Source organism: Phytobacter diazotrophicus (genome assembly GCF_052061655.1).
Lineage (GTDB): Bacteria > Pseudomonadota > Gammaproteobacteria > Enterobacterales > Enterobacteriaceae > Phytobacter > Phytobacter diazotrophicus.
Genome location: NZ_CM125428.1, coordinates 1,022,455 through 1,043,960 on the forward strand (window position 1 = coordinate 1,022,455; position 21,506 = coordinate 1,043,960).

Below are 21,506 nucleotides of genomic sequence, written 5' to 3' on the forward strand. Positions count from 1 at the left end.
GGGAGAAGCATGTCGGGAAGTCAATCAAGGCTGAGCCGCCGCCGATTGTTACAAGGGGCGGGCGCTATGTGGTTATTGAGCGTGAGTCAGGTCGGTCTTGCCGCCGTCAGTCAGGTGGTGGCGGTGCGTGTCTGGCCTGCGTCAACCTATACTCGCGTGACCGTTGAGTCTAACCGTGTGCTGAAATATCGCCAGTTTGCGCTCAGCAATCCGGATCGGCTGGTTGTTGATATTGAAGACGTTAACCTGAACTCCGTTTTGAAAGGAATGGGGACACAAATTCGCGGCGATGATCCTTTTATCAAATCTGCGCGCGTTGGGCAGTTCGATCCAAAAACGGTGCGTATGGTGTTTGAGCTTAAGCAGGATATTAAACCGCAGCTCTTCGCCCTTGCGCCGGTGGCAGGGTTTAAAGAACGTCTGGTAATGGATCTTTATCCGGCGAATGCGAAAGATGTTCAGGATCCGCTGCTCGCGCTTCTGGAAGAGTACAACCAGGGCGACCTGGAAAAACAGGTGCCACCAGCGCAAAGCGGGCCACAGCCGGGCAAAGCGGGGCGGGATCGTCCGATCGTTATTATGCTCGATCCTGGCCATGGCGGTGAGGATCCGGGCGCCATCGGGAAATACCGGACCCGCGAAAAAGATGTGGTGCTGCAAATCGCCCGTCGCCTGCGCGCGCTGATTGAGCAGGAAGGCAATATGAAAGCCTACATGACGCGCAATGAGGATGTGTTTATCCCCTTGAAAGTACGTGTCGCCAAAGCACAAAAGCAGCGCGCCGACCTGTTTGTTTCAATTCATGCGGATGCCTTTAGCAGCCGCCAGCCTAGCGGTTCGTCGGTCTTTGCCCTCTCAACCAAAGGGGCAACCAGTACGGCGGCGAAATACCTTGCAGAAACGCAGAATGCCTCCGACTTAATCGGTGGGGTTAGCAAGAGCGGGGATCGTTATCTCGACCATACGATGTTCGATATGGTGCAGTCATTAACCATTAACGACAGCCTGAAATTTGGCAAAGCGGTGCTCAACAAGCTGGGCAATGTTAACAACCTGCATAAAAACAGTGTCGAGCAGGCTGGGTTCGCGGTACTGAAAGCACCGGATATTCCGTCGATTCTGGTCGAAACGGCGTTTATCAGTAACGTGGAAGAAGAGCGTAAGCTTAAGACGGCGAAATTCCAGCGAGAGGTGGCGGAGTCGATCCTTGCAGGGATTAAGGCGTACTTTGCCGATGGCGCAACGCTGGCAAGAAGAGGCTAGTGTTTTAGTCAGGATTTATTTGAGGCGGCAACGGAATGAATCCCCGGGAGCGTACAAGGGTACGTGACTGGGGTGAATGAGGGCAGCCAACAATGGCACAGCCTGAAGGGTGAACTCAGGATTTTTATTCGAAACATTCAGGTTGTGCCGAGGCGGCAACGGAATGAATCCCCGGGAGCGTACAAGGGTACGTGACTGGGGTGAATGAGGGCAGCCAACAATGGCACAGCCTGAAGGGTGAAGAATAAAAACAAAAAAACACCCTTGAGGGTGCTTATGAAATTGGTTGCGGGGGCCGGATTTGAACCGACGACCTTCGGGTTATGAGCCCGACGAGCTACCAGGCTGCTCCACCCCGCGTCCGTCTTTACTCTTCATCGAGTAAATGTGCATCAGATTGTAATTGGTTGCGGGGGCCGGATTTGAACCGACGACCTTCGGGTTATGAGCCCGACGAGCTACCAGGCTGCTCCACCCCGCGTCCGCGTTTACTCTTCCATCGAGTAAATTTACTTCTGATTTTAATTGGTTGCGGGGGCCGGATTTGAACCGACGACCTTCGGGTTATGAGCCCGACGAGCTACCAGGCTGCTCCACCCCGCGTCCGTGGATGCGCACTATACTCCGCTAACATTTTGATGCAACCCTTTTTTAACGGAATAGCTTATTAGCGCGACATTTGTATAAAAACAGTACGATAAGGGTGTTTTTTGTACTGCATTTGCGGCAGGTTGCGCAATCGCATTTCATTCGCAGGGGCGGTTTGTTATCTTCATCACGCTCCGGATTAACCAGAAGATGAGAGAAATGAAAGGACGTTGGGCAAAATATCTACTCGCAGGCGCAATGGCAGCACTTCTCGCCGCCTGTACTTCAAAGCCGACCGATCGCGGTCAACAATATAAGGACGGGAAATTCTCCCAGCCTTTCTCTCTGGTAAACCAGCCTGATGCGACTGGCGCGCCGATTAACGCGGGCGACTTTGCCGAGCAGGTAAATCAAATCCGCAGCGCTTCTCCGCGCCTCTATTCAGGACAGAGCAACGTTTATAACGCGGTACAGCAGTGGCTGCGTGCCGGAGGCGATACCCGCATGATGCGTCAGTACGGTATTGATGCCTGGCAGATGGAAGGGGCGGATAACTACGGTAACGTCCAGTTCACCGGTTATTACACGCCGGTTGTGCAGGCGCGCCATACCCGCCAGGGCGAGTTCCAGTATCCGATTTATCGCATGCCGTCCAAACGCGGGCGTCTGCCTTCCCGCGCCGAGATTTACGCGGGCGCATTGAGCGACAGCTACGTGCTGGCCTATAGCAACTCGCTGATGGATAACTTCATCATGGACGTTCAGGGGAGCGGTTATATTGATTTTGGCGACGGTAGCCCGCTGAACTTCTTTAGCTATGCTGGCAAAAATGGTCATCCCTATCGCAGTATCGGTAAAGTGCTGATCGACCGGGGCGAGTATAAAAAAGAAGACATGTCGATGCAGGCAATCCGCCACTGGGGTGAAACCCACAGTGAAGCGGAAGTGCGTGCCTTACTGGAAGAAAACCCGTCATTTGTCTTCTTTAAACCGCAATCCTACGCACCGGTGAAAGGGGCGAGTGCGGTACCGCTGATTGGCCGCGCATCCGTTGCGTCTGACCGCAGTATTATCCCGGCGGGCACCACGCTGTTGGCAGAAGTGCCGCTGCTTGATGCGAATGGCAAATTTACCGGTCAGTATGAGTTACGGCTGATGGTGGCGCTGGATGTTGGCGGCGCCATTAAGGGCCAGCACTTCGATATCTATCAGGGGATTGGCCCGGATGCTGGTCACCGTGCCGGATGGTACAACCATTATGGTCGCGTGTGGGTGCTGAAAACCGCGCCGGGGACGGGTAACGTCTTTAGCGGTTGAGTGTGATACGCTAAAATTGGTTTTCAAGAATAACGGATTTATGGAGTGGCGTCGCCCCGAATGGCGGCGCAAGTGCCTGACCCGGTCTACGGTCTTGTAGCCCCGGTAAGCGAAGCGCCACCGGGGAGTTCTCCTAACTTCATCGCTCCAGGGTTGTCAGCAATATCATGGGTGAGGGATAAACCTCACCCTTTTTACATCTGAGGTCTTATGTCTGTGGTAATCAGCGATGCCTGGCGTCAGCGTTTTGGCGGCACGGCGCGTTTATACGGTGAAAAAGCGCTACAACTGTTTGCCGATTCGCATATCTGCGTCGTTGGCATCGGCGGAGTCGGTTCATGGGTTGCCGAAGCGCTGGCGCGAACAGGAATTGGCGCTATTACATTGATCGATATGGATGATGTCTGCGTGACCAATACCAACCGGCAGATTCATGCCCTGCGTGACAACGTTGGTCTGGCAAAAGCGGAAGTGATGGCGCAGCGTATTTCGCTGATCAACCCGGAGTGTCGCGTCACCGTGATTGACGATTTCGTGACGGCCAATAACGTCGCCCAGTACATGGCGGCCGGTTACAGCTACGTGATTGACGCCATCGACAGCGTGCGCCCGAAAGCGGCGCTGATCGCCTGGTGCCGCCGCAATAAAATCCCGTTGGTGACCACAGGCGGTGCAGGCGGACAGATCGATCCGACGCAAATCCAGGTGGCCGATCTGGCAAAAACCATTCAGGATCCGCTGGCGGCAAAACTGCGTGAGCGCCTCAAAAGCGATTTTGGCGTGGTCAAAAACAGCAAAGGCAAACTGGGCGTGGATTGTGTTTTTTCCACCGAAGCGCTGGTTTACCCGCAGGCAGATGGCTCAGTGTGCGCGATGAAAAGCACGGCAGAAGGGCCAAAACGGATGGATTGTGCGTCAGGTTTTGGCGCCGCGACCATGGTGACCGCCACCTTTGGTTTTGTGGCGGTGTCCCATGCACTGAAAAAAATGATGGCAAAAGCGGAGCGTCAGGCAAGCGCCTGACGTGCGGCATCCTGCACGGCGGCCGCCAGGGCCGCCAGCCCCTGATTACGTGAAGCACTGAGCTCCGCGCGCAATCCCAGTTCGTCAAAGAGTTCCAGCGGATCGCCTGCCAGCAAGACCTGTGGCAGCTTGCCTTCGATGGCCGTCAGCAGTACGGCCAGCATACCGCGAACGATTCGACCCTCGCTGTCGCCAAAAAAGTGCAGCGCGCCGTTTTCTGCGGCTGTACACCCCAGCCAGACACGGTTTTCACAGCCTGCGATTTCTCGCGCCTGCGCTTTCAGTTCGTCGGAAAGCGAGGGTAACTGTTTGCCCAGCAAAATGAGCTGACGGTATTTATCTTCCCACTGTTTAAGAGGAAGAAAGGTCTGGCGTAGCGTCTCTTCGGTAATCGAATGGCCAAAGGGATGCCCGGCAAATGCGGCATTAATCATCAATCCACCAGTAAATTTAAGGCGCGGTCAACGGCGTCAACCAGCGCGTCCACATCATGTTGGGTATTATAGGGTGCAAAAGAGGCGCGAAGCGTCCCTTTTACCCCAAGCGCCGCCAGCAGCGGTTGTGCGCAATGTTGCCCGGCCCGCAGTGCAATGCCATAACCCGCCAACAGAGTGACCATATCGCTGTGGTGTACACCTTCAAAATCGAAGGCCAGCAGGCTGGAATCCTGGCAGCGGAAAGAGCGAAAGCCCGCCCGTTTTGCGAGCGCGTCTTCGGCAAGCGTCGCCAGGCCACGGCTGTAACTTTCCGCCTGGGCGATATCGACACCGTTAAGCCACTCCAGCGCCGCGCCGAGGCCAATTACTCCGGCCACGTTTGGCGTACCCGCCTCAAGTTTGTACGGCACAGGCTGCGTCTGAAAACCGTCAAATGTCACTTCGGTAATCATTTTTCCACCACCTAACCACGGTGACATGGCATCCAGCAGATGCGATTTACCGTACAGCACGCCGATGCCCGTTGGGCCATACAGCTTATGGCCGGAAAAGGCATAAAAGTCGATGTCCAGACGCTGAACGTCTGCCGGGAAATGCACAACCCCCTGTGCGCCGTCCACCATCACGACCATGCCTGCCTCATGCGCAATGGCGATAGCCTGCTCCAGATTCGGACACCCGCCGGTGACGTTCGACATCTGTCCCAGAGCGAGAATTCGGCTGCGTGGAGTAAGGAGCTGTGGTAATTGACTGATATCCGGCAGGTTATCCACTCCCAGCGGCAGCTTAATCACACGTGCGCCGGTCTGTTCTGCGACCATCAGCCACGGTACCAGGTTGGCATGGTGCTCGGCTTCGCTGACGATGATTTCATCCCCGGCATTCAGGCGAGGGCGTGCGTAGCTTTGCGCCACCATATTGATGGCTTCGGTGGTGCCCCGTGTCCAGACGATGTTCTTACCCGACGGGGCATTGAGCAGCGTCGCCACCTGATCGCGGGCAGATTCGTAACGCGCTGTCAGTTTTTGCGCTTCGGCAAACTGGCTGCGGTGAACGTTACCGGCGCTCAGGCTATAAAATTGCTGCGTTGCATCGATGACCGCCTGCGGTTTTAACGCTGTGGCGGCGCTGTCCAGATAAATACCGGCATCGGCAAGCGCGGGAAACTGGGCGCGAAACTGCGCCGGGTTGAAAGCGTTCATGGTATTCCTCGTATCAATCTGTTGATCGTCGCGCAAATTCATCCCCGGAGCAAGGAGGTTGATAACCATCGGAATTGTCTGTTTGTCCAGGCAACCTTCTGTAAGCAGGTTATGCTAATTACTGTTAGATGGATGTTTAAGCCTGTCAGTTATTGAGGTTTATTTAGCATTAATTGCTATGAGGAGAAAGAAGATGAAAAAGACTGCTGCAATTATTTCTGCCTGTTTATTTACTTTTGCACTGAGCGCCTGTTCCGGTCCTAACTACGCCTTACATACCAATGACGGGCGTACGATTGTCTCCGACGGGAAACCGAAAACTGACGATCAGACCGGTATGATTTCTTATAAAGATGCCAACGGCAACGAACAGCAAATCAACCGTAGCGATGTGAAAGAGATGGTTGCGCTGGAGAAGAAATAACGCCGTTTTTCGGGCAAAAAAAAGCACCGCAATCTTGCGGTGCTACATTAATCACTATGGACAGACAGGGTAAATGTACAGGAAGTGAAAAAGGGTAGTCTCGCTACCGTGGCCTGAATTTCAGACCAATTGCAAACACAACAACACAACATCACAACCGTAAGCCAAAAGCCCTTCAGAACACGCATTCCAAAAAAAGCTTCTCGTTCCGGCTCAGGAAGTGCCGCCACTATAGGTATTTGCTGGTAGAAGCTCAACGGACAAATTATAATGGCTCAGATAAAAAAAACTAATAGGTTACGCATTGTTTCCTGTTTGTTAAAACGCCTTAACATCTAAGCCTGATAACCATGTCCAAGCGATTACCACCCCTTAATGCATTACGTGTTTTTGATGCTGCGGCGCGCCATTTAAGTTTCACGCGCGCGGCAGATGAGTTATTTGTGACGCAGGCCGCAGTAAGCCACCAAATCAAGTCTCTCGAGGATTTTCTGGGGCTCAAATTGTTTCGTCGGCGTAATCGTTCTCTGCTATTAACCGAGGAAGGGCAGAGTTATTTTCAGGATATTAAAGAGATATTTTCCCAACTGACCGAAGCGACGCGTAAGCTCCAGGCCCGCAGTGCTAAAGGGGCATTGACGGTCAGTTTGCTGCCCAGTTTTGCCATTCAATGGATGGTACCCCGCCTCTCTAGCTTTAACTCAGCTTATCCGGGAATCGACGTTCGAATCCAGGCTGTAGATCGCCAGGAAGACAAACTGGCGGATGACGTCGACGTGGCCATTTTTTATGGTCGCGGCAACTGGCCTGGACTGCGTGTTGAAAAATTGTACGCGGAATATCTGTTGCCGGTCTGTTCACCGTTATTATTAACCGGTGATAAGCCCTTGAAAACGCCAGCGGATTTGGCGCAGCACACGCTGTTGCACGATGCATCCCGCCGGGACTGGCAAACTTATACGCGGCAATTGGGTCTTAATCTTAACGTTCAGCAGGGACCTATTTTTAGCCATAGCGCGATGGTGCTACAGGCGGCAATCCATGGACAGGGGATCGCACTGGCCAACAATGTGATGGCACAGTCCGAAATTGAAGCAGGCCGTCTGGTCTGCCCTTTTAATGATGTTCTGGTCAGTAAGAACGCGTTTTATCTGGTTTGTCATGACAGCCAGGCAGAACTGGGTAAAATAGCCGCCTTTCGACAGTGGATCCTGGCAAAAGCGGCAAGCGAGCAGGAAAAATTTCGTTTCCGCTACGAACAATAATTGTACGCGCGGTAAGCGCATGACTTTAGGGTACGCACATGACCAGCCGTTTCATGTTGATTTTCGCCGCAGTGAGCGGTTTTGTTTATGTTGCGCTGGGAGCATTCGGCGCACATGTTTTAAGTAAATCGATGGGCGTTGTTGAGATGGGCTGGATCCAAACCGGCCTCAACTATCAGGCATTCCATACGCTGGCGGTTCTGGGGCTGGCGGTGGCGATGCAACGTCGTATCAGCATCTGGTTTTACTGGAGTAGTGTATTTCTGGCCCTGGGCACGGTGTTATTTAGCGGCAGTCTGTATTGCCTGGCGCTTTCGCATCTGCGCCTGTGGGCGTTTGTTACCCCTGTTGGCGGCGTCTGCTTCCTGGCAGGATGGGTGTTAATGTTTATTGGTGCAATCCGTCTGAAACGTAAGGGCGTTGTTCATGAATAAAGTTGTTTTACTGTGCCGCCCTGGTTTCGAGAAAGAGTGTGCCGCAGAAATTACCGACAAAGCCGGGCGCCGCGAGGTGTTTGGTTTTGCCCGCGTCAAAGAGAACGCGGGCTATGTCATTTTCGAATGTTATCAGCCTGATGACGCAGACAAGCTGGCGCGTGAACTGCCGTTCAGCTCGTTGATCTTCGCCCGTCAGATGTTTGTGGTCGGCGAGTTATTACAGAATCTGCCGCCGGAAGATCGCATTACTCCGATCGTGGGGATGTTGCAGGGTGTCGTGGAGAAAGGCGGTGACTTACGCGTTGAAGTGGCTGACACCAACGAAAGCAAAGAGCTGATGAAGTTCTGCCGCAAATTCACCGTGCCGCTGCGTGCGGCGCTGCGTGAGGCGGGCATTCTGGTGAACTACGAGACGTCGAAGCGCCCGGTGGTGCATGTGTTCTTTATCGCGCCGGGCTGTTGCTATACCGGGTACTCTTACACTACCAATAACTCACCATTTTATATGGGCATCCCGCGTCTCAAGTTCCCTTCCGATGCGCCAAGCCGCTCAACGCTGAAACTGGAAGAAGCTTTCCATGTGTTTATCCCGGCCGATGAGTGGGACGAGCGCCTGGCGAACGGTATGCACGCGGTGGATCTGGGGGCTTGCCCTGGCGGCTGGACCTATCAACTGGTCAAACGCAATATGTGGGTTGTCTCCGTGGATAATGGTCCGATGGCGCAAAGCCTGATGGATACCGGGCAGGTGACCTGGCTGCCGGAAGATGGCTTCCGCTACCGTCCAAACCGTAACAACATCTCCTGGATGGTCTGCGACATGGTAGAAAAACCAGCTAAAGTGGCCGCGCTGATGGCGCAATGGCTGGTTAACGGCTGGTGTCGCGAAACCATTTTTAACCTCAAGTTGCCGATGAAAAAGCGCTACGAAGAGGTGCAGCAAAACCTGGCGTATATTCAGGAACAGCTTCAGGCGCACGGCATCAATGCCGAGATCCAGGCGCGCCAGCTTTACCATGACCGCGAAGAGGTGACGGTTCACGTCCGTCGCTGGTGGGCTGCGGTGGGTGGGCGTCGCGACGAGCGCTAAGCGTTTCCCATATAACTGACCTGCCTGGCAGGTCAGTTTACTTTCCCGCTTTACAGGCTAAACGCTGGTTGGTGGTTACCGGGAAAGACGCAACTGCTGTAAGTTGCCATCAATATGGATATCCGTTTGCAGGCGCGAGATATCGCGGCAGACAAAGGCCATCTCTTTATGCTCTTCGAGCTTCTTGCGCCACTTCTCCGGCACCTCATCCAGACGGGCATACAGACCCTCCAGATCCTGAAAGTCGGTCAGCAACTGGGCCGCGCTTTTCGGGCCAATCCCCGCAACCCCGGGTATTTTTGAACTGCTGATACCCGCAAGGCCCCAGTAGTCGGGGAGCTGCTGGGGGGAAACGCCGAACTCGCTGGCGATAAAGGGGGCATCCAGCCAGCGTTTCTGAAAGTAATCGCGAATGCGGATGCCCGGCTCCAGAAGCTGGCAGTAGCCTTTATCCGTCGAGACGATGGTGGCCTGATGTCCTGCTTTTGCTACTTTGCAGGCGAGCGTAGCGGCCAGATCGTCGGCTTCGTTACCCGGCGACACCCAACTTTGTACACCGCGCTGAGCAAAAGCGGCACGCAGGTCCGGCATCTCATCATGCAGGGTTTCCGGCATTGGCGGCCTTCCGGCTTTGTAATCGGGCAGCCTCTGGTGCCGCCAGCTTTGGTTGCGGGCCTCATCGTCAAACACGGCGACCGCGTGGGTAGGCTGGCTGTGGAGTATCAGCTGATCCAGCGCGTGCTGGCAGGTGGTGACGCAGGGCGAACCCTGAACTGCGTGAATACGTCGAATAAGGTTGAGTGCGTCAACAATAAGCAGATGGATAGCCACTGTTCCCTCCAGGCCATGATACAGGCATTCAGGGTAACATTGACGGGGCCGTGAGACTATCCGCAGCAGGGGATTCGGGAAGACGCCTCGCAAAACGAGGCGCCGGATGATTAATCGCAGGCGACGATTTTCATCGCCAGACCACCACGCGAGGTTTCGCGATATTTGGCGTTCATATCCTTGCCGGTTTCGTACATTGTCTCGATAACTTTATCCAGGCAAACACGCGGCTCGCTGGTCCGGCGTAGCGCCATCCGCGCGGCGTTGACCGCTTTTACCGAGGCGATGGCGTTACGCTCGATGCAGGGCACCTGCACCTGTCCGGCCACCGGATCGCAGGTCAGGCCAAGGTTATGCTCCATGCCGATTTCTGCGGCGATACATACCTGGGCCGGGCTTCCACCGAGCAGTTCAGCCAGCCCGGCGGCGGCCATGGAGCAGGCGACGCCGACTTCGCCCTGGCAACCCACTTCCGCGCCGGAAATTGAGGCGTTCATTTTATAGAGTGAGCCAATGGCACTGGCGGTGAGCAGATAGCGCGCCAGCGAATTGGCGTTGACCTCACGGATAAACTTGTCGTAGTAGGCCAGTACCGCCGGGACAATGCCGCAGGCACCGTTGGTCGGGGCCGTCACCACGCGCCCGCCTGCCGCGTTTTCTTCATTGACGGCCAGCGCGAACATGTTAATCCAGTCGACCACCGCCATCGGGTCGCTGGTGGTTTTATCGCTGCTCACCAGCAAACGGCGCAATGCCGCCGCCCGGCGCGGCACACGCAGTTTGCCTGGCAGCACACCTTCGGTGGTGATGCCGCGTTCAATTCCACCGCGCATGACGTCCCAGACGGCGGAAAGATGCGCCTCCAGCTCTGCCTTGCTGTGCAGCGCCAGCTCGTTTTGCATCATCAGGCCGGAAAGGGAGAGCCCGGTTTCGCGGCAGTGTTGTTGGAGGTCCGCAGCCGATTTGTACGGGTAAGGTACGTCGACAGGGGCGTCATTGCTCTGACCAAAATGAGCTTCATCAACAATAAAGCCGCCGCCGATAGAGTAATAAGTCTGGCTGTACAGCACGTTTTCACCGTTCAGGGCGGTGATGCGCATCCCGTTTTCATGCAGTGATAAATTATCTGCGTGGAAATTCATGCACTTATCAACCGGGAACTCCACTTCATGGGCGCCGTTTGCCAGTAGCAGCCGTCCGTGGGTATTAACGTCCTGAATAAAGTCAGGAATGGCGTCGATATCCACCGTGTCCGGCAGATTTCCCGCCAGCCCCATAATGATGGCGATATCCGTATGGTGACCTTTCCCGGTCAGTGAGAGGGAACCGTAAACGTCCACCACAACACGGGTGACGTTTTGCAGCATGTCGCGTGCGATCAGGTCGTCCGTGAACTGCTTACCGGCTTTCATTGGCCCAACGGTGTGGGAGCTGGAAGGGCCAATACCGATTTTAAAAATATCGAATACGCTGATCATGATGCAGTATCCATGGCTAAAAAGATCAGGGAAAAGCGCCGCCGTGCTGACGGCGCTAAGGGATTAGCTGAACAGAGAGAAGAAGATGGCGGAGATAGCGATAAGACCCATTACAACAACAAAGATGTTGCTGATATGGCCGCTGTATTTACGCATGGGCGGTACTTTATGAATGGCGTACATCGGCATCAGGAACAGAATCATCGCGATAATCGGGCCGCCCAGAGTTTCGATCATGCCGAGAATGCTCGGGTTCAGCGTCGCAACGGCCCAGGTGGTTACCAGCATAAACAGCGCGGTAATTTTGTTCAGTTTGTTGATTTCGATGGATTTACCTTTACCGCGCAGGGATTTAATCACCATCCCGTTAAAACCTTCACGCGCACCCAGATAGTGGCCGAGGAAGGATTTGGTAATGGCGATAATCGCGATAATCGGTGCCATCCAGGCGATGATCGGTGCGTTAAAGTGGTTTGCCAGGTACGACAGAATGGAGATGTTCTGTGCTTTTGCCGCCGCCAGGTCTGCCGGGGAGAGGCTCAGTACACAACTGAACACGAAGAACATCACGGTCAGTACCATCATGATGTGCGCGTAAGAGAGAATGCGCGAACATTTACGTTCGGCTTCCACGCCATACTCTTCACGTTTTGCGACTGCGAAGGAGGAAATAATCGGCGAATGGTTAAAGGAGAAGACCATCACCGGAATCGCCAGCCACAGCGTCATCCACAGACCGTTGCCTGACGCACTTGCGCTGCTCAAAGAGAGAGTATCTAGCGCGCTGGTGCTCCACTGTGGAATCAGGTACAGCGCCAGCATCATCAGTGCCACCACGAACGGGAACACCAGAATACTCATCGCTTTGACGATCATTTGCTCACCGAAACGTACGATGGTCATCATGCCGACGATCAGAATCAGCGACAGGATAGCGCGCGGCGGCGGGGTTAAGGTCAACTGGTGGGTCATAAAGCTTTCCACCGTATTGGTAATCGCCACGCTATACACCAGCAGGATTGGGTAGATAGCAAAGAAATAGAGTAGGGTAATCAGCTTACCGGCGCCTTTGCCGAAATGTTCTTCTACAACTTCGGTGATGTCTTCCCCTGGGTTTTTACCTGAGAGGACGAAACGGGTCAGGCCGCGGTGGGCGAAGAAGGTCATTGGGAAGGCGAGAATCGCCATAATAATCAGTGGGATCATCCCACCTACGCCCGCGTTAATCGGCAGGAACAGAACCCCTGCGCCAATGGCGGTGCCATACAGTCCGAGCATCCACATGGTGTCCGTTTTACGCCATGCGCTTCGGGTCTCGATTGAAGCAACGGTGCCGGTTTGAGTCGTTTCCATCTAATATCTCCAGGGAAAGTAAATGCCGCTTTTTGGTCAAATCCAATGCCAAAGAACACGGCGGTAATACGAAATTCTGCACTTTTACGGTTTTTTTATAATTTCATCTCGTAACTATTGGCGGGCGGCACGATACATTTATGTTATGGATGGATCAGTGATCCCGATCGCAAATGCAATAATCCACTTTTTATACGGTTATTGTTGGGGTAAAGCTCTGCGAACAGATCGCCGCATGAAATTTATGGGCGCGAAGGCTATCATTGGCGGGATTCACAAGCAAAGTATGTAAGTTAAAACGCGATAAAAGGCCTGCCTGATTTGCGTGTTTTAGCGTTTTATCAGCATTAATATAGGTTTTATGAATATTTATATGTGGCGTCAGAGCGACGCAAACGATTGGCTGGCCAGGAAAAAGAGAGGGCGACATAGGCCGCCCTTATGGTTCAGGTGCAGATTTCGTAGCAAGGAATGTAGGCCGAGCCCGGCAGCTTCATACGGTGCTGAGCGACGAAGCCTTGCAGTAAATCATCCATACGACGCATCATGTCGCGGTCGCCATGGATTTTGTACGGGCCGTATTTTTCAATGGCCTGGATACCCATTTCCTTCACGTTACCGGTGACGATGCCCGAGAAGGCCCTGCGCAAATCGGCTGCCAGAACTTCCACGGGTTGGTCAGGATACAGTTTCAGGTTCGCCATGTTTTCGTGCGTCGGTTCGAACGGTACCTGCAGATCCGGCGCTATGCGAATTGACCAGTTGAAGCTGTAAGCATCGCCGGTTTCGCGACGATTCTCTTTCACCTGCGGCATGGCTTTTTTCATCAGGCGGGCCACTTCGGCAGCGTCGTTAATGACGATACGATAGTGGCGACGTGCGCTTTCCCCCAGCGTATTGACGATAAACTCATCCAGCACGCGGAAATAGTCGGCGCTCTCTTTCGGCCCGGTAAGGATCAGCGGCAACACCTGATCTTTGTTGGCCGGGTTCATCAAAATACCCAGCAGATAGAGCAGCTCTTCTGCTGTACCCACCCCGCCCGGGAAGATAATGATGCCATGGGCGATGCGGACAAAGGCTTCCAGACGCTTTTCAATGTCCGGCATGATGATCAGTTCGTTGACCAGCGGGTTAGGCGGCTCAGCGGCAATGATTGAGGGTTCGGTCATCCCGATAAAACGCCCGTCTTTATAGCGTTGCTGCGCGTGTCCCACCGCCGCGCCTTTCATCGGCGCTTCCATCGCACCTGGACCGCAACCGGTGCAGATGTTCAGTTCGCGCAAGCCCAACTGGGTGCCGACGCGGCGCGCATACAGGTATTCCGTTTCGTTGATGGAGTGACCGCCCCAGCACACGACCATGTTCGGCGCTTCGCCAACGTGCAGCGCGCGGGCATTGCGCAAAATGGAGAAGACCAGGTTGGTGATATGAATTGAATCTTCAAGATTCAGATGCTGGAGTCGCCCGGCGCTGTGAATTTGTCCATTCACAAACAAAATATCGCGCAGGACGGCGAAGAGGTTTGCCTGCAACGCGCGAATAATACGCCCGTCGACAAACGCATCTTCTGGCGGGTTAATAAGCTCCAGTTTTACGCCGCGTTCACGGCGTAAGACGTTGATATCAAAACTTTCATAACGAGAGAGCAGCTCTTTGCTGTTATCAGTCAGACTTCCGGAGTTAAGTACTGCGAGTGAACAGTTACGAAACAGTTGATACAGGTCGCTACTGGCCGTGCGTTTCAGCATGTCGACTTCCAGTTGCGACAACATATCCATCGAGCCAAGCGGGCTAATATGTGTAATCAAGTGAACTCCTTACGGGATGAAAATTGTATCTTCCCTGATGATTACAATAGCCTCGGGTTATGACGTTTAACAACCTGCCGCGATGAATCTCCCTCGCAGATAGCAAAAAATTGTGTGTTTACTGGCGAACCAGACGCCCGGTTGCGGGAATAAACCGGGTATTTGTGCGCCACGGGTTGATATCCAGCCCACCACGTCGGGTGTAACGGGCGTAAACGCTTAAGCTTTCTGGCTGACAAAAACGCTGAATGTCGGTAAAGATGCGCTCGACGCACTGCTCATGGAATTCATTATGATGACGGAAGGAGACCAGATAACGCAGCAGCTTTTCCCGGTCGATTTTCGGACCACGATACTGGATTTGCACGGAGCCCCAGTCGGGTTGGTGGGTGATCAGACAGTTCGATTTGAGCAGATGGCTAACCAGCGTCTCTTCCACCACTTTGCCGCTCGCCGCGTCAGTCAACAGTGCCGCGTCGAAGTCGTAGTTATCAATCACGATATCCTGGTCATCGATGCAGGTGCCGTGGAAGTGGGCAATAGGCTGGCCTTCAATTTCATCGAGCCGGTATAGCGCGACGGAAACCTCGCCTTGCGCGCAGGCGCTAAGATCGCGCTCAAGCGTCTCACGTACCTCATCCCAGCTCGCGAAGCGGGTCTGATTAAAACTGTTAAGGTAAAGCTTAAAGCTTTTTGACTCCACCAGATTGATGCTGGCGTAGTTTAACTCCACATGGCCGACCGCCACCTGCGGCAGACCGTTGGCGTTAAGCCAGGAGAGTTCATAGAGCGTCCAGATATCTGCGCCCTGGAAGGGAAGATTCTCTGCTTTTAATCCCAGTGGATCGCGGTTCAGGCTGCGGGGAACACCTTGCAGCAGGCTGGCGTCGTAGCGATCACGGTAGTCGGTGGTTTTGCCAAGCGTCAGGCCAGACAGCGCCTGGTGGTTATCATAGGAAGACATGTTTCATCGCCATATTTACGGGTACACTAATAGGCAAAGTGTATCCTGGCTTAGATAAAGAGAGAAAGCGGTGGAAAAAGAGATAGCCCTTGCCCTGAAAGCGTTTACTACGCGCTATTGCGATGCATGGCAGCAGTCGTACGGTACCTGGCCGCAAAGTGAAGAACTGTATGGCGTGCCTTCACCGTGCATTATCTCCTCGACCGATACCCTCGTCACGTGGCAGCCGCAGCCGTTTTTACCGGAGCAAAATGTAAACGCGATTGAACGCGCGCTTGATATTATGGTACAACCTGCGCTTCGCGTGTTTTACACCACACAATTTGCCGGGGATATGCAAGCGACCTTCCGTGGGGAAACGCTTACACTACTGCAAACCTGGAGCGCTGACGATTTCCAGCGAGTTCAGGAGAACCTGATTGGCCACCTGGTCACCCAGAAAAGACTTAAGCTTTCGCCTACACTTTTTATTGCTACTCTGGACAGCGACATTGATGTGATTTCGCTGTGTAACTTGAGCGGTGAAGTCATTAAAGAGACATTGGGTACCCGCCAGCGTACGGTTCTTTCCTCAGATCTTGCGGACTTCCTCAATCAACTTGAGCCTGTTCTGTAATCTTTATTGCTATTCCTCTTGTGAGAGATCTCTTACAAAGCTTGTGAGAGATCGCCTGCTTGCTTTGCTATGGTCTACGTATCTTTATTGATTTTTGATAATAAAATCAATTACTTGAAACTAATAACCTTAGTTAAATTATAGTTAGCAGGGGAAATATTTGCCTTAGGCGCACTTGTAAGACGAAGAGGAATGGGTAATTCTATCTGCGTCGACAAGGAGTCGCACACTGAAACGAACATCAGGATGATGTTGTTTCGAGACGGGATACACCAGGATGGTGCTTCACGGACAGGCTTCTGGATGAAGTAAAAGGGAAAATGCAGGAACGCATTAAAGGACACCTCCAGGAGGGAGAACGAGAGCCGGTCAGGATGTTCGGTGGATCAGGAAGATCAAGGACACGCTTTACGGATGAGGCTAATCCACATCGGGGTGGTGTGGGCAGGATGCGCTAGTTTAAGGATGAATAAGGGTCAGGAGACCCGCAGGAAAAGTTGTCAAGGATGAGCAGGGAGCACGAAAAGTAGCTGGATTGCTGCGAAACGAACCGGGAGCACTGTTTTTACAGTGCTCCCTTTTTTTATTTCTCGCTACAGATGCTATCCTGCGCGCCATTTCGTTTGTTATCGAGGTTTTCATGACGCTTCCTTCCCGCGTGCGCCAGCAATTACAGCTTATCGAGGCGCTGTTACGTGAGCATAACCAATGGCAGTCCGTTGCGCCGGATGCCAGCGTGTTCAACAGTACTCAACCTTTCTGTATGGATACCCTCGAACCGTACGAGTGGCTGCAATGGGTGTTGATTCCCCGCATGCACGCCTTGCTGGACGGTGAGCATCCGCTGCCTGAATCCTTCGCCATTGCGCCTTACTATGAAATTGCGCTCGAGGCGACGGATCCCGCGCGTGATGTCATTCTTGTGCAATTGCAAGAGCTCGACGCGCTCTTCTCAAATGATGATGCCTGATGCTTGAGATTATCTATCAGGACGAATGGCTGGTTGCGGTGAATAAACCCTCAGGCTGGCTGGTACACCGAAGCTGGCTTGATCGGGATGAAAAAGTGGTGGTGATGCAAACCGTCCGCGACCAGATAGGCCAGCATGTCTTTACTGCGCATCGTCTCGACAGACCAACCTCCGGTGTATTGCTGATGGGGCTGTCGAGCGAGGCGGGGCGTCTTCTGGCGCAGCAATTTGAGCAGCACCAAATTCAGAAACGCTACCATGCGATCGTGCGCGGCTGGCTGATGGACGAGGCGGTACTGGATTACCCGCTGGTTGAAGAGCTGGATAAAATCGCGGACAAATTTGCCCGGGACGATAAAGGCCCACAGCCAGCGGTGACGCATTATCGCGGGATGGCGACGACCGAAATGCCGGTGGCGACCAGTAAATTTCCGACCACACGTTACGGCCTGGTTGAACTGCTCCCACAAACCGGACGTAAGCATCAGCTCCGTCGCCATCTCGCTCATTTACGCCACCCGATTATCGGTGACAGTAAACACGGTGATTTGCGTCAGAACCGCAGCGCGGCAGAACATTTTGGCTGTAACCGTCTGATGCTCCATGCCAGTCAGTTAACACTCACTCACCCCTTTACCGGCGAACCGCTGACACTGCATGCCGGGCTGGATGATGTCTGGATGCGGGCGTTGTCGCAGTTTGGCTGGCAGGGGCTTCTCCCTGACAATGAAAGGGTTGAGTTTGTTTCGCCGTGCGGTCAGGATGGCGGGATTCACATTTAACGCAAGGAGTGAGCACCATGGCGGAAGTCGGAATTTTCGTTGGCACCATGTACGGCAATGCGCTGCTGGTGGCCGAAGAGGCACAAACGATTCTGGGCGAACAGGGGCACAGCGCTACGGTATTTGAAGATCCAGAACCTGCGGACTGGGATGCTTATAAAGATAAGTATGCGCTGGTGGTGACATCAACGACCGGGCAGGGCGATTTGCCGGACAGTATTGTGCCGTTGTTTCAGTACATTCGTGACAAAATCGGCTATCAGCCAGCGCTGCGTTATTGTGTGATTGCCCTGGGCGACAGCACCTATACAAATTTCTGCGGCGGCGGAAAACAGTTTGACGCGTTATTGCAGGAACAAAGTGCGCAGCGCGTGGGAGACGTTTTGCTGATCGATGCCAGCGAGGATCCCGAGCCTGAGTCGGTTTCTAACCCGTGGGTGGAACACTGGGCGACATTGTTAAAATGAGGTTTTGCCCTCCCCCTACAGGAGGGCAACCCACTTATCTGGCGGTAAGCGGTAAAATAGCGACGCGGCACATTATGCGGTAACTGAATCGAGTAAGCATTGGGCGTTTGCCAGTAAAAACCCTCTTCTCCTGAGGGGTTAAAAGTGCATTTACACTGCGTCAAGCGATGCGTTTCACATTATTCAAAACAGGCTGACTTTTAATCAAATGTTAGCGCCTCAACTTTTCATTTCCGTGAGTTAGTCCCCATCCCCCTGGGCTTTTGCAAGAAACCTTCATGCCGTGACCACACAATGTTGTGTTGTTGCACGGTGAGTGTTCAGGTACCCCTTTTTATACTTTTCCCGCAAGTTAAAAAAACGCAGTACGCAGGGAATAGCGACCCGGCAGTAAAACTGCAAAAAACACAAATACATCATTCGGTTCACCCCTACAGGTTGTCCTGTTCCGGATGAATGTACATGAACATTTATGCTTCGGGAGTACAACAATGAGTACATTAAGCCAAGCAGCGAGCAGCGCTGAAAAGCGCACCAATGCTCGCTACTGGATAGTGGTGATGTTGTTTATCGTCACATCCTTCAACTACGGTGACCGCGCCACGCTGTCGATCGCCGGGTCAGAAATGGCCAAAGATATCGGCCTTGATCCAATCGGTATGGGTTATGTTTTCTCCGCGTTTTCTTGGGCCTATGTTATAGGGCAGATTCCGGGTGGCTGGCTGCTTGACCGCTTCGGTTCCAAACGTGTTTATTTCTGGTCCATTTTCATTTGGTCCCTGTTTACCCTGCTGCAAGGGTTTGTCGATGTATTCAGTGGCTTCGGTATCATCGTTGCGCTATTCACCCTGCGCTTCCTGGTAGGGCTGGCCGAATCGCCATCTTTCCCTGGTAATAGTCGCATCGTTGCGGCCTGGTTCCCGGCACAGGAAAGGGGTACGGCAGTCGCGATTTTCAACTCCGCACAATACTTCGCAACGGTAATTTTCGCCCCGATTATGGGTTGGTTAACCCATGAGGTGGGTTGGTCGCACGTGTTCTTCTTTATGGGTGGGCTGGGTATCGTTATCAGCTTCATTTGGCTGAAAGTGATTTACGAACCGAACCAGCATCCGAAGGTGAACAAGAAAGAGCTTGAATACATCGCAGAAGGCGGCGCACTGATCAACATGGATCAGAAAAGCGGGAAAGCGAAAGTCCCGTTCAGCGAAAAATGGGGTCAGATCAAGCAACTGCTTGGCTCCCGTATGATGATTGGTGTTTACCTGGGTCAGTATTGCATCAACGCCCTGACATACTTCTTTATCACCTGGTTCCCGGTTTACCTGGTTCAGGCTCGCGGTATGTCTATTTTGAAAGCGGGTTTTATCGCGTCCATCCCGGCAATTTGCGGCTTTGCGGGTGGGGTGCTCGGCGGGATTATCTCTGACTGGTTAATGCGTCGTACGGGCTCTCTGAATATTGCACGTAAAACACCCATCGTACTTGGCATGTTGCTCTCCATGGTGATGGTGTTCTGTAACTACACCGACGTTGAATGGATGATTATCGGTTTCATGTCCATGGCGTTCTTCGGTAAAGGCATCGGTGCGTTGGGCTGGGCTGTTATGGCCGACACGGCGCCGAAGGAAATCAGCGGTCTGAGCGGTGGTCTGTTCAATATGTTCGGTAACATTTCCGGTATCGTTACCCCGATTGCTATCGGTTACATCGTTGGGACTACAGGCTCGTTTAACGGCGCGCTGATCTACGTTGGTATCCATGCCCTGGTGGCGGTACTGAGCTACCTGGTGTTGGTGGGAGATATCAAACGTATCGAATTGAAACCTGTCACAGGACGATAATTATGAGTACGCAAGCAAGCCCCGTCATTACAGATATGAAAGTCATTCCGGTTGCCGGTCATGACAGCATGTTAATGAACATTGGTGGTGCGCATAACGCTTATTTCACACGTAACATCGTAGTACTGACAGACAACGCCGGTAACACCGGCGTTGGCGAAGCACCGGGTGGGGAAGTGATTTACCAGACGCTGGTGGATGCTATTCCGATGGTGCTGGGGCAGGAGGTGGCGCGGCTGAACAAAGTGGTTCAGCGCGTTCATAAGGGTAATCAGGCGAGCGATTTCGATAATTTTGGCAAAGGCGCATGGACGTTTGAACTGCGCGTTAATGCCGTAGCCGCACTTGAAGCCGCACTGCTCGACCTGTTAGGTAAAGCGCTGAACGTGCCGGTCTGCGAGCTGCTGGGGCCGGGCAAACAGCGTGATGCCGTAACCGTCCTGGGGTATCTGTTCTATATCGGCGACCGCACCAAAACCGACCTGCCATACCTTGATAAAACCGACGGCAACCACGACTGGTACCGTCTGCGTCATCAGGAAGCGATGAACAGCGACGCGGTTGTGCGTCTGGCCGAGGCGTCTCAGGACCGTTACGGTTTTAAAGACTTCAAACTGAAAGGCGGCGTGCTGCCGGGCGAGCAGGAAATTGACGCGGCCCGCGCCCTGAAAAAACGCTTCCCGGATGCGCGCATCACCGTGGACCCGAACGGTGCCTGGCTGCTTGATGAAGCCATTGAACTGTGTAAAGGCCTCCAGGATGTATTGACCTACGCGGAAGATCCATGTGGCGCAGAGCAGGGGTTCTCCGGGCGTGAAGTGATGGCGGAATTCCGTCGCGCCACCGGTCTGCCCGTTGCCACCAACATGATCGCCACTAACTGGCGTGAAATGGGCCACTCTGTAATGCTGAATGCGGTAGACATCCCTCTTGCGGACCCGCACTTCTGGACGCTCTCCGGGGCGGTACGTGTGGCGCAACTGTGTGATGACTGGGGGCTGACCTGGGGTTGCCACTCCAATAACCACTTCGATATTTCACTGGCGATGTTCACCCACGTTGGCGCGGCGGCGCCGGGTAATCCGACGGCCATCGACACCCACTGGATCTGGCAGGAAGGCGAGGCGCGCCTGACGAAACAGCCGCTGGAAATCAAAGGCGGGCAGATTGCGGTGCCGGATGCGCCGGGACTCGGCGTGGAGATTGACTGGGCGCAGATTGAAAAAGCCCATGCCATCTATAAAAGCCTGCCAGGCGGTGCGCGTAACGACGCAGGTCCGATGCAGTACCTGATCCCCGGCTGGAAATTTGACAGAAAACGCCCGGTATTTGGACGTCAGTGAC

20 protein-coding genes and 3 tRNA genes are annotated in these 21,506 nt (G+C 53.6%); 13 read left to right on the top strand and 10 right to left on the bottom strand.

All coding sequences use genetic code 11. The features are described 5' to 3' along the window. Nucleotides 1-9 precede the first annotated feature (9 nt). On the top strand, nucleotides 10-1,263 hold the full coding sequence (amiC, locus tag ACS0RQ_RS04940) for an N-acetylmuramoyl-L-alanine amidase AmiC (protein ID WP_271851736.1): 1,254 nt from the start codon (nucleotides 10-12) through the stop codon (nucleotides 1,261-1,263). Between the two features lie 283 nt (nucleotides 1,264-1,546). Here the strand turns inward: amiC and ACS0RQ_RS04945 are convergent. From ACS0RQ_RS04945 to ACS0RQ_RS04955, 3 genes are all read right to left on the bottom strand, one after another. Beyond that, a tRNA-Met gene (locus ACS0RQ_RS04945) sits at nucleotides 1,547-1,623 on the bottom strand. Between the two features lie 44 nt (nucleotides 1,624-1,667). Further along, nucleotides 1,668-1,744 (bottom strand) — tRNA-Met (locus tag ACS0RQ_RS04950). Between the two features lie 45 nt (nucleotides 1,745-1,789). After that, a tRNA-Met gene (locus ACS0RQ_RS04955) sits at nucleotides 1,790-1,866 on the bottom strand. Nucleotides 1,867-2,070: 204 nt separating this feature from the next. On the opposite strand from ACS0RQ_RS04955, the gene mltA reads away from it, so the two are divergent. Both mltA and tcdA read left to right on the top strand, forming a co-directional pair. Beyond that, nucleotides 2,071-3,168, top strand: coding sequence for a murein transglycosylase A (gene mltA / locus ACS0RQ_RS04960; protein ID WP_271851734.1), 1,098 nt, complete (start codon nucleotides 2,071-2,073; stop codon nucleotides 3,166-3,168). 210 nt (nucleotides 3,169-3,378) lie between these two features. Then, nucleotides 3,379-4,191, top strand: a complete 813-nt coding sequence (gene tcdA / locus ACS0RQ_RS04965) for a tRNA cyclic N6-threonylcarbamoyladenosine(37) synthase TcdA (protein WP_271851733.1) — start codon at nucleotides 3,379-3,381, stop codon at nucleotides 4,189-4,191. On the opposite strand, the gene csdE is transcribed toward tcdA, so the two are convergent. Both csdE and csdA read right to left on the bottom strand, forming a co-directional pair. Further along, on the bottom strand, nucleotides 4,176-4,625 hold the full coding sequence (gene csdE, locus ACS0RQ_RS04970; RefSeq protein ID WP_271851731.1) for a cysteine desulfurase sulfur acceptor subunit CsdE: 450 nt from the start codon (nucleotides 4,623-4,625) through the stop codon (nucleotides 4,176-4,178). The genes tcdA and csdE overlap by 16 nt on opposite strands. Continuing rightward, the gene (csdA, locus tag ACS0RQ_RS04975) at nucleotides 4,625-5,830 is read right to left on the bottom strand and encodes a cysteine desulfurase CsdA (protein WP_271851730.1); all 1,206 of its coding nucleotides are present in this window, start codon (nucleotides 5,828-5,830) and stop codon (nucleotides 4,625-4,627) included. The genes csdE and csdA overlap by 1 nt, the downstream gene beginning before the upstream one ends. A 193-nt stretch (nucleotides 5,831-6,023) precedes the next feature. On the opposite strand from csdA, the gene ACS0RQ_RS04980 reads away from it, so the two are divergent. From ACS0RQ_RS04980 to rlmM, 4 genes are all read left to right on the top strand, one after another. Beyond that, nucleotides 6,024-6,254: a YgdI/YgdR family lipoprotein gene (locus tag ACS0RQ_RS04980; RefSeq protein ID WP_039077092.1), complete on the top strand. Its 231-nt coding sequence runs from the start codon at nucleotides 6,024-6,026 to the stop codon at nucleotides 6,252-6,254. A gap of 350 nt (nucleotides 6,255-6,604) precedes the next feature. After that, complete coding sequence (gene gcvA / locus ACS0RQ_RS04985) at nucleotides 6,605-7,519, top strand: glycine cleavage system transcriptional regulator GcvA (RefSeq protein WP_039077091.1); 915 nt, start codon at nucleotides 6,605-6,607, stop codon at nucleotides 7,517-7,519. 38 nt (nucleotides 7,520-7,557) lie between these two features. Further along, nucleotides 7,558-7,953, top strand: a complete 396-nt coding sequence (locus ACS0RQ_RS04990) for a DUF423 domain-containing protein (protein ID WP_039077090.1) — start codon at nucleotides 7,558-7,560, stop codon at nucleotides 7,951-7,953. Continuing rightward, on the top strand, nucleotides 7,946-9,046 hold the full coding sequence (gene rlmM, locus ACS0RQ_RS04995; RefSeq protein WP_271851729.1) for a 23S rRNA (cytidine(2498)-2'-O)-methyltransferase RlmM: 1,101 nt from the start codon (nucleotides 7,946-7,948) through the stop codon (nucleotides 9,044-9,046). The genes ACS0RQ_RS04990 and rlmM overlap by 8 nt, the downstream gene beginning before the upstream one ends. Before the next feature lie 75 nt (nucleotides 9,047-9,121). Here rlmM and xni read toward each other — a convergent pair whose 3' ends face one another. The 5 genes from xni to queF form a co-directional block, all read right to left on the bottom strand. Then, on the bottom strand, nucleotides 9,122-9,877 hold the full coding sequence (xni, locus tag ACS0RQ_RS05000) for a flap endonuclease Xni (protein ID WP_271851728.1): 756 nt from the start codon (nucleotides 9,875-9,877) through the stop codon (nucleotides 9,122-9,124). 110 nt (nucleotides 9,878-9,987) lie between these two features. Continuing rightward, the gene (locus tag ACS0RQ_RS05005) at nucleotides 9,988-11,355 is read right to left on the bottom strand and encodes an L-serine ammonia-lyase (protein ID WP_271851727.1); all 1,368 of its coding nucleotides are present in this window, start codon (nucleotides 11,353-11,355) and stop codon (nucleotides 9,988-9,990) included. A gap of 63 nt (nucleotides 11,356-11,418) precedes the next feature. Beyond that, entirely contained in the window at nucleotides 11,419-12,708 is a 1,290-nt protein-coding gene (locus tag ACS0RQ_RS05010) for an HAAAP family serine/threonine permease (protein ID WP_271851726.1), read from the bottom strand. Nucleotides 12,709-13,154: 446 nt separating this feature from the next. Continuing rightward, a complete protein-coding gene (ppnN, locus tag ACS0RQ_RS05015; RefSeq protein WP_039077085.1) occupies nucleotides 13,155-14,519 on the bottom strand; it encodes a nucleotide 5'-monophosphate nucleosidase PpnN in 1,365 nt (454 codons plus the stop codon). A 118-nt stretch (nucleotides 14,520-14,637) separates the two neighbouring features. Then, entirely contained in the window at nucleotides 14,638-15,483 is an 846-nt protein-coding gene (gene queF / locus ACS0RQ_RS05020) for an NADPH-dependent 7-cyano-7-deazaguanine reductase QueF (RefSeq protein ID WP_079498496.1), read from the bottom strand. Nucleotides 15,484-15,553: 70 nt separating this feature from the next. Between queF and syd the strand changes: the two genes are divergently transcribed. The 6 genes from syd (at nucleotide 15,554) to ACS0RQ_RS05050 (ending at nucleotide 21,505) form a co-directional block, all read left to right on the top strand. Continuing rightward, complete coding sequence (gene syd / locus ACS0RQ_RS05025) at nucleotides 15,554-16,099, top strand: SecY-interacting protein (protein WP_039077083.1); 546 nt, start codon at nucleotides 15,554-15,556, stop codon at nucleotides 16,097-16,099. A 640-nt stretch (nucleotides 16,100-16,739) separates the two neighbouring features. Beyond that, nucleotides 16,740-17,069, top strand: coding sequence for a YqcC family protein (locus ACS0RQ_RS05030; protein WP_271851724.1), 330 nt, complete (start codon nucleotides 16,740-16,742; stop codon nucleotides 17,067-17,069). Beyond that, a complete protein-coding gene (gene truC, locus ACS0RQ_RS05035; RefSeq protein WP_271851723.1) occupies nucleotides 17,069-17,851 on the top strand; it encodes a tRNA pseudouridine(65) synthase TruC in 783 nt (260 codons plus the stop codon). Before ACS0RQ_RS05030 ends, truC begins: the two co-directional genes overlap by 1 nt. Nucleotides 17,852-17,868: 17 nt before the next feature. Then, the gene (locus ACS0RQ_RS05040; protein WP_039077081.1) at nucleotides 17,869-18,318 is read left to right on the top strand and encodes a flavodoxin; all 450 of its coding nucleotides are present in this window, start codon (nucleotides 17,869-17,871) and stop codon (nucleotides 18,316-18,318) included. A 491-nt stretch (nucleotides 18,319-18,809) separates the two neighbouring features. After that, nucleotides 18,810-20,162 carry an MFS transporter gene (locus ACS0RQ_RS05045; protein ID WP_039077080.1) on the top strand — a complete coding sequence of 451 codons (1,353 nt, stop codon included), beginning with the start codon at nucleotides 18,810-18,812 and terminating at the stop codon, nucleotides 20,160-20,162. 2 nt (nucleotides 20,163-20,164) lie between these two features. After that, complete coding sequence (locus ACS0RQ_RS05050; protein WP_271851721.1) at nucleotides 20,165-21,505, top strand: enolase C-terminal domain-like protein; 1,341 nt, start codon at nucleotides 20,165-20,167, stop codon at nucleotides 21,503-21,505. The last annotated feature ends 1 nt before the right edge of the window (nucleotide 21,506 follow it).

Excerpts from the sequence above, each read along its gene's own strand:
- amiC (WP_271851736.1), top strand. The coding sequence starts at position 10 with ATGTCGGGAAGTCAATCAAGGCTGAGCCGCCGCCGATTGTTACAAGGG.
- mltA (WP_271851734.1), top strand. The coding sequence starts at position 2,071 with ATGAAAGGACGTTGGGCAAAATATCTACTCGCAGGCGCAATGGCAGCA.
- tcdA (WP_271851733.1), top strand. The coding sequence starts at position 3,379 with ATGTCTGTGGTAATCAGCGATGCCTGGCGTCAGCGTTTTGGCGGCACG.
- csdE (WP_271851731.1), bottom strand. The coding sequence starts at position 4,625 with ATGATTAATGCCGCATTTGCCGGGCATCCCTTTGGCCATTCGATTACC.
- csdA (WP_271851730.1), bottom strand. The coding sequence starts at position 5,830 with ATGAACGCTTTCAACCCGGCGCAGTTTCGCGCCCAGTTTCCCGCGCTT.
- ACS0RQ_RS04980 (WP_039077092.1), top strand. The coding sequence starts at position 6,024 with ATGAAAAAGACTGCTGCAATTATTTCTGCCTGTTTATTTACTTTTGCA.
- gcvA (WP_039077091.1), top strand. The coding sequence starts at position 6,605 with ATGTCCAAGCGATTACCACCCCTTAATGCATTACGTGTTTTTGATGCT.
- ACS0RQ_RS04990 (WP_039077090.1), top strand. The coding sequence starts at position 7,558 with ATGACCAGCCGTTTCATGTTGATTTTCGCCGCAGTGAGCGGTTTTGTT.
- rlmM (WP_271851729.1), top strand. The coding sequence starts at position 7,946 with ATGAATAAAGTTGTTTTACTGTGCCGCCCTGGTTTCGAGAAAGAGTGT.
- ACS0RQ_RS05005 (WP_271851727.1), bottom strand. The coding sequence starts at position 11,355 with ATGATCAGCGTATTCGATATTTTTAAAATCGGTATTGGCCCTTCCAGC.
- ACS0RQ_RS05010 (WP_271851726.1), bottom strand. The coding sequence starts at position 12,708 with ATGGAAACGACTCAAACCGGCACCGTTGCTTCAATCGAGACCCGAAGC.
- queF (WP_079498496.1), bottom strand. The coding sequence starts at position 15,483 with ATGTCTTCCTATGATAACCACCAGGCGCTGTCTGGCCTGACGCTTGGC.
- ACS0RQ_RS05030 (WP_271851724.1), top strand. The coding sequence starts at position 16,740 with ATGACGCTTCCTTCCCGCGTGCGCCAGCAATTACAGCTTATCGAGGCG.
- truC (WP_271851723.1), top strand. The coding sequence starts at position 17,069 with ATGCTTGAGATTATCTATCAGGACGAATGGCTGGTTGCGGTGAATAAA.
- ACS0RQ_RS05040 (WP_039077081.1), top strand. The coding sequence starts at position 17,869 with ATGGCGGAAGTCGGAATTTTCGTTGGCACCATGTACGGCAATGCGCTG.
- ACS0RQ_RS05045 (WP_039077080.1), top strand. The coding sequence starts at position 18,810 with ATGAGTACATTAAGCCAAGCAGCGAGCAGCGCTGAAAAGCGCACCAAT.
- ACS0RQ_RS05050 (WP_271851721.1), top strand. The coding sequence starts at position 20,165 with ATGAGTACGCAAGCAAGCCCCGTCATTACAGATATGAAAGTCATTCCG.